7 protein-coding genes are annotated in these 14,477 nt (G+C 38.3%); 6 read left to right on the top strand and 1 reads right to left on the bottom strand.

All coding sequences use genetic code 11. From position 1 onward, the window contains the following. Positions 1-85: 85 nt before the first annotated feature. The 6 genes from IEX65_RS09905 to IEX65_RS09880 all read left to right on the top strand — a co-directional run bounded on the left by IEX65_RS09905 (position 86) and on the right by IEX65_RS09880 (position 13,589). Positions 86-1,822, top strand: a complete 1,737-nt coding sequence (locus IEX65_RS09905; RefSeq protein WP_188765887.1) for a RagB/SusD family nutrient uptake outer membrane protein — start codon at positions 86-88, stop codon at positions 1,820-1,822. Between the two features lie 672 nt (positions 1,823-2,494). Next, on the top strand, positions 2,495-5,671 hold the full coding sequence (locus IEX65_RS09900; RefSeq protein WP_188765886.1) for a SusC/RagA family TonB-linked outer membrane protein: 3,177 nt from the start codon (positions 2,495-2,497) through the stop codon (positions 5,669-5,671). 54 nt (positions 5,672-5,725) lie between these two features. Continuing rightward, the gene (locus IEX65_RS09895) at positions 5,726-7,522 is read left to right on the top strand and encodes a RagB/SusD family nutrient uptake outer membrane protein (protein WP_188765885.1); all 1,797 of its coding nucleotides are present in this window, start codon (positions 5,726-5,728) and stop codon (positions 7,520-7,522) included. Between the two features lie 167 nt (positions 7,523-7,689). Then, positions 7,690-11,271: a CRTAC1 family protein gene (locus IEX65_RS09890; protein ID WP_188765884.1), complete on the top strand. Its 3,582-nt coding sequence runs from the start codon at positions 7,690-7,692 to the stop codon at positions 11,269-11,271. 54 nt (positions 11,272-11,325) lie between these two features. After that, complete coding sequence (locus IEX65_RS09885) at positions 11,326-12,921, top strand: TonB-dependent receptor (RefSeq protein ID WP_188765883.1); 1,596 nt, start codon at positions 11,326-11,328, stop codon at positions 12,919-12,921. Between the two features lie 5 nt (positions 12,922-12,926). Further along, the gene (locus IEX65_RS09880) at positions 12,927-13,589 is read left to right on the top strand and encodes a DUF6966 domain-containing protein (protein WP_188765882.1); all 663 of its coding nucleotides are present in this window, start codon (positions 12,927-12,929) and stop codon (positions 13,587-13,589) included. Between the two features lie 103 nt (positions 13,590-13,692). Here the strand turns inward: IEX65_RS09880 and IEX65_RS09875 are convergent, their stop codons facing one another. After that, the gene (locus tag IEX65_RS09875; RefSeq protein WP_188765881.1) at positions 13,693-14,421 is read right to left on the bottom strand and encodes an NUDIX hydrolase; all 729 of its coding nucleotides are present in this window, start codon (positions 14,419-14,421) and stop codon (positions 13,693-13,695) included. Positions 14,422-14,477: the final 56 nt, after the last annotated feature.

Below are 14,477 nucleotides of genomic sequence, written 5' to 3'. Positions count from 1 at the left end.
AATTTAGCTTCAGCTTTTATATTAGAAGCTGGAGCTAATAAGAGTAAGTTTTAAAAAACATTTAACTCAAAAATTCATTATTAAAATGAGAAAATATATTTTTAGTAAATTAACTTTAGCAGTATCCTTGCTTACTTTGATAGGGTACTCTTGTAAGGAAGATTTCCTTACAGTATTGCCAACTGGTGCGATTGCAAAAACACAGTTGACTACAAAAAAAGGTTTGGAAGGAGCATTAATCTCTGCTTACGGACAAATGAGTGGTTATGGTACTCGTATGGTAAACCCGCAAAACTGGGTTTGGGGTAGTATTCGTGGTGGTGATGGCAACAAAGGAACTGACCCAGGTGACTTTTCTGATATCAACCCAATCCAACGCTTCGAATATCTTTCAAGCCAAGGTGTAATCAACGATAACTACCGTGGTTTATATGAAGGTGTAGCTCGTGCAAACAACGTATTAGGCTTATTGAAAGATGCTCAAGCTGATGTAACTGCTGATGATAAGACTCGTATTAGTGCAGAAGCAAAATTTTTGAGAGCACACTTTTACTTTCAATTGAAAAGAAACTACAACAATACTCCTTATGTTGATGAAACAGTTGACGTAGGTAGTGGTATTGAGAAAATCAAAAATGATGTTGATTTGTGGCCAAAAATCGAAGCTGATTTCAAAGCTGCTTACGATGCTTTGCCTGCTACTCAAGGACAAGCAGGACGTGCTAACAAATGGGCGGCTGCCGCATATTTAGCAAAAACTTACATGGCACAAAGAAAATATGCTGAAGCAAAAACTTTGTTTGATGCCATCATTGCAAACGGTGTAACTGCCAATGGTAAAAAGTATGCCTTAGTAGCAAACTTCTCTGATTTATTCAAAGCATCTAACGATAACAGTTCAGAATCAGTATTTGCGTTGCAAGCAGCAGCTAACACTGGTAGCGTAAATAATGCTAATGCTGATGGTGACCTTAACTGGCCTTACAATACTGGTCCGAATGGCCCAGGTAACTGTTGTGGTTTCTTCCAACCAAGCTTTGAATTAGGTAACTCATACCGTACAAAAGATGGTTTACCATTATTAGATGGTTCGTATAACTTACCAGCAAATGCGTTGAAAACTGATATGGGTATCCAATCAGGTACTCCGTTTACTCCTGATGCAGGTGAAGTTGACCCTCGTCTTGACCACACTATCGGTCGTCGTGGTATCATGTTCTTAGACTGGCAAAAACACCCAGGATTTGACTGGATTCGTAACCAACCAAATGGTGGTCCATACTCTCCAAAGAAATACTCTTACTACAAATCTGATAAAGGTTCGTTGCAAGATAATAGTTCTTGGACTCCTGGTTATACTGCATTAAATTACTACATCATTCGTTATGCTGATGTTTTATTAATGGCTGCAGAAGCTGAAGTTGAAGTAGGTAGCTTAACAAAAGCACAAGAGTATGTAAATATGGTTCGTAACCGTGCTGCTAACCCAGCTGGTTTTGTTACACAAGATGGTGGTCCTGCTGCTAAATATGTAATTAAGCCTTATGGTGGTACTTGGACTGATAAAACAGTAGCTCGTAATGCTGTTCGTTTCGAACGTAAATTGGAGTTAGCAATGGAAGGACACCGCTTCTTCGACTTAGTACGTTGGGGAACTGATGTTACTGATATTAATGCTTACTTGAAATATGAAAGCCAATTCCTACCAAATACTTTAGGTGCTGGTGCAACATATCAAGCTAAACATGCTTTATTACCACTTCCACAGTCACAAATTGACTTGTTAGGTGCTGATATCTTAAAGCAAAATCCTGGATATTAATATTCTGATTATTCAGAATAACATATCTAAAAATAATAAAAAACGTCATGCGGAGACTTCTGCATGACGTTTTTGGTTTTCTACATATTTCGTTTTCATTTTTCTTCAAGCATTGTCGGTTACTACTCCCCTACCAACTTAATAAGATGATTGGAGTTAGGTAACTTTCCTCTTATGCTACTTCAAACACAAGAATTAATAATATTTTTTAATTAATATTTTTAAAAATATAAAAATATTAAGAAATGTTTGCAAAAATTTAATCGAATCGCTATAATTGCACAATAACGATGATAAATGTAATTTTATTAACATTCGTTAAGCGTTAAGACATTTCCCATCTATAAAATTGTGATAGAAAATAGTGCTTTGTTTATTGTTCTAACCAAGCATCAATAGGATTCATATCATTTGAATTATTAGCTCGTAAAGTATTCCCACGAGCAACATATAATATCCCACAACTCTCTTCTTCGAGTTATAGGAATTAACACAAAAGCTATTGCATATAATTAATTGCTCAAAAGGTTTTTCATAACTTCTCTAAACAAGTTTTTAGTGAAGCTATAAGACAGTTATTGGCTGAGGCGAAATCACTATGTATTTACATTTTTATTACATATTTAATTTATCAACCAATTCTTTAATTTACTCTAAACTAAAATCGAAACTATGAAACAAAATTACTTTGTTCCCATCAAAGGGACTCTGTTTTGCGGGCTACTGTTGCTTATGTCAGTAGTGGCTTTTGCACAAAAATCAATTACGGGGAAAGTCACTGACTCGAAGGGAGAAGGATTACCTGGGGCGAGTATTACAGTAAAAGGCACCAACACAGGTAGTATCAGTGATGCCAGTGGAAATTTCAAAATTAATGTACCAAGTTCAGGGGGCATTTTAGTGTTCAGTTCAATTGGTTACAAAAACCAAGAAGTAAAGTTGAGTGGGCAAAGTACCATTGATGTTTCGATGGAAGAAGATGCCGCAAATTTAGATGAGGTGGTAGTAACAGGCTACGGTACACAGTCTAAAAGAGATATCACTGGGGCAGTTACAACGGTAAATGCCAAAGAACTCCAATCAGTACCCGCAACCACATTTGCCCAACAATTACAAGGCCGTGCATCGGGTTTGAATATCGTAAATGATGCAACTCCAGGTGGTAATGCAACCGTTCGTATTCGTGGTTTTGGTACAATTGGTAATAACGACCCACTGTTTATCATTGACGGTGTACCAACCGAAAATCAAGGTAACTTAAACCCAAATGATATTGAGACCATCCAAATCTTGAAAGATGCCTCGGCTTCTTCAATTTATGGTTCACGTGCTGCCAATGGTGTTGTAATCATCACTACTCGTAAAGGTAAAATTGGGCCAGCTAAAATTAACTTCTCGGCTTACTATGGTTCACAAAAAGTATCTAATGATGTACAAGCTCTAAATGCCAAAGAATTAGGCCAATACCTATATTTAGCAGATAAATATGCGGGAAAAACTCCTTCACACGGACAATATACTTTTGGACCAAATGGTGAAGTAACAATTCCTGACTACGTATTTCCGAGTGCAGGAAAAGAGGGTGCTGCCAATACAAATCCTGCTCTTTACTCGTTGACTCCTGATAATATTTATGCCATTACGAAATCGGCAGATACAAACTGGTGGAAAGAAGTAACACAAACTGCACCAATCAAAAACTACCAATTATCGGCAAGTGGTGGCTCGGAAAATAGCCGTTATGCTTTATCAGTAGGTTATTTTTCACAAGATGGTGTGGTGAAGTTTATCGGTTATGACCGCTATACTTTACGCTCAAACACTGAGTTTTCGGCTATCAACAAAAAGTTGAGAATCGGTGAAAACTTTACGGTATCGCTTGATAATCGTAAAGGTGGATTTAACAACAACGAAGAGCAAAACGCAGTTTCGGGTTCTTACAAACACCATCCTTTATTGCCAGTTTATGACATCGCAGGTTTTTATTCAGGTTCTCGTGGTGCTAACTTAGGTAACAACTCAAACCCTTATGCAACACTTGCTCGTGCAGCTGACAACAGAAGATACCGTTTGAGAGGTTTCGGTAATGTTTATGGCGAATATGACATTCTTCCATTCTTGACTGCAAAAACCAGCTTAGGTATTGATATTACCACTCAAAGAGAGTTGAGCATTGGTCGTGCCAACCCAGAATACATTGAGGGTAGCTTCAATAATGGTTCGGAGTCGAGGTCGGTTTATGAGTACCAATGGGTATGGCAAAATACTTTATCATTTACCAAAGTATTTAACAACATCCACAAAGTAGATGCTTATGTTGGGGTTGAGGCCATCAAACAATTTGGCGAAACTTTTGGTGCTGCTCGTAATGGTTATGCTTTTGAAACTTTACCAATCATCAGCTACTTAAACTTAGGTGACCCAACCAAAGTTTCGAACTACGGTGGTGTTGATAAAGATTATACTTTGTTCTCTCAGTTTGGTAAGGTTAACTACTCTTACAATGACAAATATTTAGTACAAGCAATTCTCAGAAATGATGCTTCATCACGTTTCTTATCTGCTTCACGTAATGCACTTTTCCCTGCGTTTAGTTTAGGATGGCGTTTATCGCAAGAAGATTTCATTGCAAAATCGCTACCATTTGTGAGCGATTTGAAACTTCGTTTTGGTTGGGGTAAAACTGGTAACCAAAAAATTGGTGATTACAACGCATATACAACTTATCGTTCTGATATTTTCCACGCTGGTTATCCGATTGATGGTAGTCAGACAACTCCAGGGCTTGGTTATGATGCACAAGCTTTTGGTAATCCTAATGCAAAATGGGAAGCAACAACCTCTACAAACTTAGGTTTAGATGCCTCACTTTTGAAAGGCAAATTAAACTTTGAAATTGACCTTTGGAAACGTGTAACTTCGGATATGTTATTCACAACACCTTTGACATTTACAGCTGGTGATGCGAGTGCTCCTGCATTTAACGTAGGACAAATGACCAATAAAGGTCTTGATTTGGGAGTAAACTATAAAAGCACGGCTGGTAACCTACGTTATAGTATTTCGGCTAACCTTTCTACTTACCGCAATAACGTTGATAAGTTGGATGCAAGCCCTAATACTCGTTATTTCGGATATGCTTCACGTGTACCAGCTATTACTTTAACTCAAGCAGGTTTGCCAATTTCATCTTTCTATGGTTACAAAATCGAAGGTATCTTCCAAACACAAGCCGAAGCCGATGCTTGGCCTAAGTACGAAGATTATAACAAGCCAGGTAAATTTAAAGTGGCTGACGTAAATGGAGATGGCAAAATTACTGATGCTGACCGTACGATTATCGGAAATCCTCACCCAGACTTTACGTATGGTTTGAGCTTAAATTTGGGTTACAAAGCATTTGATTTGACAATCTTTGCCAATGGTACACAAGGAAATGACATCTTTAACTATACTCGTTATTTCTCTGATTTCAATACTTTCCAAGGCAATCGCTCGAAGCGTGCGTTGTACGAAGCTTGGCAACCATCAAACCCATCAGGCACTGTGCCTATCATGGATGCCAACGACCAAGTTAGTAGCCGTCCTTCAAGCTATTTCATCGAAAATGGTTCTTATTTCCGTATCAAGAATGTTCAGTTGACTTATAACTTGCCATCGAAAACAATCAAGAGAACAGCCCTTGATAATGCACAGGTTTACATGCAAGTACAAAACTTAGCAACATTTACTAAGTACACAGGTCTTAACCCTGAAATTCAAACAGGAGTTGATAATACCTTGGGCTTTGATGGAGGTTATATGCCTGTTTCAAGAACAGTAATCTTAGGTATCAACTTTGGTTTTTAATTAATCACTCTTTTACTTAAAAATCGAGACAAAAATTTAAATCTAATTCAAGATATGAAAAATAATAATTTTCTTAAAGTATCACTTGTTACTGGCATCGTCTTTAGTCTGGCAGTTGCGTGTAGCGACAACTTCCTGACTCGTGACCCGCAGGCACAGTATAGCCCAACGGCACTAAAAACAGCCAAAGGTGTAGAAGGCGTTTTGTTGGGTGCCTATGCCATGCTCGACGGCCAAGGTTTAGATGGCCAAGCTCCGTGGGAGAATGATATTCAAAACTGGGTTTTTGGTGGTCTTACTTCTGATGATGCCTATAAAGGTACTGATGCGGGTGACCAACCAGAAGAGTCATTCCTCGAAAAATGGGATTTTCAAGCAACCAATGGCCACATCAAAAACAAATGGAGAGGTCTTTTCAAAGGTGTTGCCCGTGCAAATGACGCAATTAATACATTGAAAGAAGTAAAAGACATCAGTGCTGAAAGAAAAGCACAAGTACTCGCTGAAGCGAAATTCTTGCGTGCATTGTTTCATTTTGAAGCAAAGAAAATGTGGAAAAATATTCCTTATATTGATGATGCTACATTTAATTTGAATGATTTGGAAAGTACAAAAGTGCCAGTTGACCCTACTGCTTGGGCAAAAATCGAAAAAGATTTTGCTGATGCGGCTTCGGTTTTGCCTGATAAACAAGCACAAGTGGGTCGGCCTACAAAATGGGCTGCTAAGGCTTTCCAAGCAAAAGCTATGATGTATCAAGGCTTTGATGTGGCAACTGGTGCAGCAAATACTGCAAAATTGACTGCTGCTAAAGCATTATTAGAAGAAATCGTTAATAGCGGTAAATTCAAATTAGTTGAAAGTTTCAGAGATAATCACGATGCTTCAACTCGTAATAACCAAGAATCAATTTTCGAGATTCAGTATGCTTCATCGAGTGCTTCGGGCGACGCTGCCAACGCTGGTGTTGGCTTGGCTCACCCTTATGCTTCACCGTGGGGATGTTGTGGTTTCTACCAACCATCACAAAACTTGGTAAATGCTTTCAAAACCGATGCTAATGGCTTGCCTTTGCTTGATACATTCAACGATTCAGATGTAAAAAATGACCAAGGTTTAAAATTAGAAGACCCATTCACGCCTTATGTAGGAAACTTAGACCCTCGTCTCGACCATACAGTTGGCCGTCGTGGTATTTTGTTTATCGACTACAAAATCCATAACGTTGACTTCATTCGTGACCAAACTTACGCAGGGCCTTATTCTCCGAAAAAGCACATTCCATCAAAAGCCTTTACTGGTATCAATGGTTGGGGTAACTTGACAAGCAACAACTACCGTATTATGCGATACAGCATGATTTTATTGTGGTTGGCCGAATGTGAAGTTGAAATTGGAAGCTTAGATAAAGCACGTACGCTCGTCAATCAAATCAGAACTCGTGCGGCAAATCCTGCTGGCTTTGTACAAAAAGCCATTCAAGGTTCAACCCGTGATGCCTATACATTGGTCTTCGATTCAAAAGGTAATCCAGAGCCTGCGGCTAACTATGTAATCAAGAACTATACTGCTCCATGGACTGATAAAACAGTGGCTCGAAAAGCCGTTCGTTTTGAAACTCGTCTCGAATTTGGTATGGAAGGCCACCGTTTCTTTGACTTACAAAGATGGGGTATTTCGGCTGATGTGTTGAACAAATACAACGATGTAGAAGCTACCAAACGTGTGTACAAAAAAGGTGCAAGATTTGTAAAAGGTAAAAACGAATTCTTCCCGATTCCTCAAGAAGCAATCGACAGGTCGGAGAAAGATGGAAGAGCTACCTTAGTACAAGATGCTGCTTATAATTAATGAGTAGAAAAAGGGCTTTTTTAGATAGTCGCTTTATTGTTTTGGATATTTCGACTATCTTTGATTTAGCCATTTGATTTTGTGATTAAGTTAAACTATCAGATAAATCTTAAAGAGATGGCAACTTTTGCCATCTCTATTTTTTTATAATTACGTTTATTCAACCCATGAAAGTTTTTTTTCGATTTTCGCTGTTTTTGTGTTGTTCATTTCTCATTACAGGTATTGTTTTTTTTGCCTCATGTAGTAAGAAAAACGATTCATTATTTACCTCTCTTTCGGCCGAAGATACGGGTATTCATTTTTCTAATCGAATTACAGAAAATGATACCATGAACATCGTGAGTTTCGAGTACATCTACAATGGCGGAGGTGTTGCAATGGGCGATTTCAATAATGACAACAAAACCGATATTTACTTCACAGGAAATCAGGTAAGTAATAAACTCTACCTCAATAAAACTGCTGATTCGAGTAGTGCTTTGAAATTTGTTGATGTAACCGACAAAGCTAAAGTCAATGGAGAAGGTAAATGGTGCAGTGGAGTATCATTGATTGATATCAACAATGATAATTTGTTGGATATTTACATCGCAGCAACCGTCAAAAAAAGTGCTTCACAAAGAGCCAATTTACTTTATGTCAATCAAGGCATTGATAAAGAAGGCGTGCCTACTTTCAAAGAAATGGCTCAAGAATATGGCATTGCCGACACTACTCACACAACAACGGCTGCATTTTTTGATTACGATAACGACGGCGATTTAGACCTTTATTTAGTAGTAAACCAAATGGAAGACAGCCGTTTTCCGAATAAATATAACGAAAAAGGTAAAATTATTTTCTCAAAGAAATCGGATAGACTATATAAAAATACCCTCGAAAAAGGTGTAGTTCATTTTGAAGATGTTTCAAAAGAAGCAGGTATTTTTGATGACGCTTTCGGGCTGGGCATCAACATTACGGACATCAACCAAGATGGTTGGAAAGACATTTATGTGACCAACGATTTCTTGACCAACGACCTTCTCTATATCAATAATAAAAACGGTACTTTTACTGAGCAAGCAAAAGATTATTTTAAGCATACCTCCTACTCGGCAATGGGTAATGATGTGGCCGACATAAACAACGATGGACTAATGGACATCATTGCACTTGATATGATGCCTGCCACCAACTATCGCAAGAAAATGATGACTCCTGCCAATAGTTATATCACTTACCAAAACAACGACCGTTTCGATTATATCTATCAGTTTGCTCGCAATACATTGCAGGTAAATCAAGGTAAAAATCCAGTAAAGGGGCAAATGGTATTTAGTGAAATTGGCTTTGCGGCTGGAGTAGCTCAAACCGATTGGAGCTGGACACCGATGGTCACTGATTTTGATAATGATGGTTACCGAGATATTATTATCACCAATGGTTTTCCTCGTGATATTACTGATTTAGATTTTATCGCTTATCGTTCGTCAGTCGGTAATTTCGCTTCACCGATGTACCTTTTAGACTATATTCCTTCGGTTAAACTCAAAAACTTTGCGTATCATAACAACGGGCATTTAGGCTTTGATGATGTGACTGATAATTGGGGAATTACACAACCAACTTCATCGAACGGGGCAGCGTATGCCGACCTCGATAACGACGGCGACCTCGACTATGTGGTCAATAATATCAACGATTCGGCATCGGTTTATCAGAATAATTTAGTGCAACTCCGACCTCAAGAAAGCAATTATTTGAGGGTAAAATTTAAAGGAAACAAAAGTAATATTGCGGGAATTGGAGCATTGGTAGAAATCAAATATGGTAAAGGTGAAAAACAAATCTATGAACACTCGCTTTATCGTGGATACCTCTCAACCGTCGAGCCAATTGCTCATTTTGGATTAGGTAAACACAAACAAATAGCACAACTAAAAGTAACTTGGGGCAATGGCTACACCCAAACACTTGATAATATCAATGCTAATCAAGTAATTACGCTTGACGAGAAGAATGCTACTCCTCCCCTCCCCGAAGTACAGTTGGCTAAGGCAAATTTGCTATTTAATGATATTACCGACCAACTAAAAATAGACTATAAACACGAAGAAGAAGACTACATCGACTTCAATGTGCAGAAGCTAATTCCGCATAAATTATCTCAGTTTGGGCCTGCTTTGGCAGTTGGTGATGTAAACGGCGATGGCACAGAAGATGTTTTTGTGGGCGGCTCAAACAATCATAAAGGTAAATTTTTAATTCAAAGCAAAGATGGAAAGTTTTCGGTTCAGGATTTACTTTCGGGTAAAGATGGAAAAGAAAAAATCACGGAAGATATGGGTACACTACTCTTCGATGCCGATGGTGATGGAGATTTAGACCTTTATATTGTGAGTGGAAGCTCGGAGTTTCAAGTAAATTCTCCTTCATTACAAGACCAATTTTACTTGAATGACGGCAAAGGGCATTTCCAATTAGCTGCCGATGCTCTACCGAAATTCTTAAAAAGTGGCTCATGTGTAAAAGCCACTGACTATGACCACGATGGAGATTTAGACCTTTTTGTGGGTGGACGTGTCGAGCCTTCGGCTTATCCTAAAGCTGTAAGTAGCTATATTTTGAGAAACGATAAAGGGAAGTTTGTTGACGTAACGACTCAAGTTGCTCCACAACTCAAAAACATCGGTTTGATTTGCGACATCACCTGGTCGGATTTTGACAATGATGGTTGGCAAGACTTAGTAATGGCAGGAGAATTTATGCCGATAACGTTCTTAAAAAATAATCAAGGAGTCTTCGGCTTCGCTCAGACACCGAATAAGTCTCTTGTCAATAAAATCGGTTGGTGGAATAGCATCACCTCGGGTGATTTTGATAATGATGGCGACATCGACTACATTGCTGGCAATATGGGAATCAATACGCTCATGCGAGCTTCCGACGAGCATCCATTCAGCATATACGCCAAAGACTTCAATAATGATGGGTTCTTCGATGCCATTCCGACGGTTTATTTCAAAGACCAACAAGATAAACTCCAAGAGTTTCCGTATAATACCCGTGATGATTTGGCAAAACAGTTTATTCAAACTCGTCAACGTTTTCAAAACTATGCGAAGTTTTCGCAAGCTACGATTAAGGAAATTCTGAAACCCGAAGAACTCAAAGATGCACTTGTGCTAAAAGCTAACTGGCTCAGAAGCAGCTACATAGAAAACAAAGGAAATGGTAATTTCGAGATAAAAGAGTTGCCACTTGAAGCTCAATTTGCACCGATTTTCGGCATGATAGCCCAAGATTTCGACCAAGATGGCAACCTTGATGTACTTTTAGCGGGTAATGATTTCGGCATAGAACTGGGTACGGGGCGTAATGATGCGTTCAATGGTTTATTGCTAAAAGGCAAAGGAAACGGCAATTTTGAGCCAATTTCGCTCGAAAAAAGTGGATTTTGTGTAACGGGCGATGCCAAAGCACTCGTAAAAGTAATGAGTCCACAAGGGCAGTTACGCACGCTCACATCACAAAACAAAAATATAATAAAGGTATTCGATTATCATTTTCCTGTAAAAACGATTCCACTACAATCCAACGAAACAACCGCTTTGATTAAACTCAAAAACGGAAAAACTCGTCGAGAAGAAATCGGATTTGGTTCATCGTTTTTATCACAATCTGCTCATAATCTGACAATTAGCTCAGATATTCAGAACGTCGAGATTATTAATACCAAAGGTGCGAAACGTATTATTAAATAAAATTCTGCCTGATGTAATTTAGCATTATATCGGGCATTTACTGAACACCCCAAAATGAAAAAACTAATATGGTTTTTTGTTTTTATCCTTTCGTTCGATACCTCATTTTCGCAAAATAACTATTGGCAAATTAGCGGAAAAGTGGTCGAACGAAATCAAACGCCCATTCCGTTTGCCAATGTTTTTATCAATAACACTCGTATCGGCACAACTACCGATGTTAATGGAAATTATACCATTAAAATTCCCAATAATATTCAAAAAGCTGATTTAATTGCCTCATTTATAAGTTATGAAAGGTATCGCACGACTATTATCAAAGGAATCTCAACGCAACATAATTTAACAATCGTCCTGCAAAATGGTGTCGAACTCAACGAAGTAAAAGTTATAGCTCAACACGATAGAGAATGGCGGAGAAAATGGAAGCTTTTCAGTCGGGGATTACTGGGAGAATCTAATTTTTTTAAAGACTGTAAAATCTTAAATCCCGAAGTAATTAAGCTGGATTATAACAATAAGAAAAAACTTATTGCCACAGCAGACGAACCCATTATGATTCAAAACGATGCGTTTGGATTGAAAATAGCTTTTCAGATGGAGAAATTTGAAACCGATGGCGAGCAAACCTATCTTGCAGGTTTCAAGTTTTTCACGAATCTTGACTCGGTTTCGGCAGAACAATCAAAAAAATGGGCAAAAAATAGAGAAAAAGCCTACAATGATTCTTTCCGAAATTTTTTGGTCTCACTTGCACAGCGAAAACTCAAAGAAAATGGCTTTGCAATTTTCAAAATCCTCCGTCCGAAAACGATGTATTACGGTCGAACAAGCGTAGCCAGCGAAATATCTTATGGAGCATTGGCCGAATGCACACCCGAAGAAATATGTAAGTATGATGCCGAAAATGGTCAATATATTCTGCAATCAGACTTTCCGATAATGGTTTTTTCTACTAACCGCTACGTTCCGATTCGCATTTTTGCCGATTATCCACACCCCTACTCAATCATAGATTTAGTTCGTATTTATGCTGCTTTTACCGAAAATGGCTGGTTAAGCAAACCTAACGGTATTCTGATAAAAGGTTATTGGGGAGCAGAAGGAATGGCAAATTTATTGCCCGATGATTATGCCCCACAAACGCAAACATTTGACACACTTCCACCACTTGAAAGCAACACCTCAAAAATTGCTTTCAAAGGTTTTGAAGTCGATAGCATCAAAAGTGAAGTGAAGATTCAAGGGACAAATTTCAACAAGAAAGAGGTTGCCGAAATAACGGAAGAACGTACGATTCCACAAATTGTATCAAATGATATTACGGTAAAAATAAGCGAAAGCGACCAAAATCTAACAGTTTTTGATTTACTTCGTCGTATTCCAGGGCTTATGGTTATCAACGTTCAAGGGCAATACCAAATACATTTCCGCAGTACAAATACCAACTTAGGTGGGGGTGGTGGCTCTATTACACCAGCACTTTTATTTGACGGTAATTTTATTGATGATGAAAGTACCGTGATGAACATCTTAAATAATTTGAATGTTCGTGATATAAAATCACTGGGTGCAGTAAAATATGGCAATAGTGCGGCCTTCGGAGCGAGAGGAGCAAATGGCACGATTGTAATCGTAACAAACAAATAAAACCAATGACCGATTATTATAAACTATCATTAGAGCTTTTACGGGCAATCTTACTCGAAAACCAATATGACTTTTGGGCAAATTGGATGACCGAAGACATAGAAAACTGGGAAGAAACCAAAAGCACCGAGCATCACCTAAGAGCGTACGGAGGCATGGGTTCGTTTAATGACGTAGTGATAGGCAATCAAGATTTGGCAGGTTTGTGGCAAGGGCGTGTATTCGGAATGTTGCAAAGTTTGGCTTATGGTTTGGCCAATGGCGATACCTTAGAAAATATTCTTACTCGAATCAATACTACTTCTACCCAAATAAGCGGTTGGCGGTGCCAAGATTGCGGAGCAGCCCGCATTAACGCCATTGATATTGAGCGTTTTGTATGTGCAAGTATCTCGCCTCAAATATTCGTTAATCGCCTGAAAGACAATAGATTAGCAGAAATACTCGACACCAACAAACTCATATCATCAGAAGATGTAAGCAATAAAAAAACAGCCGTCGAAAAACTAATCAGACAAACAGACATCGAAATTGCCAGCGATAATAATTGGCTCTGGACTTGCCCAAAATGTGGCAGTAGCAAGGTCTGTTCTTACCGATGGGAAATACTAAACAATGAAACTAAAATCGTTGAATCGGATGATAATTTAGAAATAAATAAGTCTTAAATCATTTTAAAATTCAAGAAATAGAACGCAGGTTTTTATGATAATGATGATATTTTAAGATAAAAAATGCGTAATCGCACGAACTATCCCGTCGAAAATCCCTTTATTCTCCAATAAATTTATACAAATACGGTGCTTTATTGGCAGCACCTGTCATTTTCTTTTCGATTCTTTCCAAAATACCCAAACTCAAAATTTTTCGCTGGAAATTCGAGCGAACAAGTTTTTCGTTCAAAACTGTTTCATAAAGTTTTTGTATTTCGTTTATCGTAAAGGTTTCGGGCAGAAGATTAAAGCCAACCAATTTTTCATCTAAAGCCAAACGAAGAGTTTCGAGGGCCTTTTGTAAGATTTCGTTATGGTCGAAAATCAACGAAGGAATTTTATATAAATCATACCAGTCGCAGGTATCCGATAGTCCATCGGGTTTTGGGGCCGCTTTCGACAAATCAATCAAAGCATAATAACCAATCGAAATAAAACGATTCATTAAAAAATGATTCGGCTTCATCGTAATGCCATTACCCGCCATTATCTGGCGATGTGTTTCGTCATAGCGTCGGTCAGTTTTTCCAAACACATGAAACTGCTCCAAATAAATATCTCTCAAGCCCGTACGTTCCTCCAAAACTCGCAAAGCAGCATCCGATAAATCCTCTTCTAAATTTATAAACCCACCCGGCAAAGCATAATATTCGGTGTTTTTATATTTCAGAAGTAAGATTTTAAGTTGATTGTCGTGAAAGCCAAATATTACACAATCAATCGAAACGTTTGGCAAAAGGCGTGGTTTATTCTCCCAATATTCTTTTAGGTCAGTATTTTCGGTCATCAGAGTTTAGGTTTATACAAAAATAAAGAATTATTTGTAATAATCAAAGAAACCCT

It is taken from the genome of Emticicia aquatilis (assembly GCF_014644295.1).
GTDB lineage: Bacteria > Bacteroidota > Bacteroidia > Cytophagales > Spirosomataceae > Emticicia > Emticicia aquatilis.
Note: the sequence above shows the minus strand (reverse complement) of the source record. Positions and strands in the feature narration are given on the sequence as shown.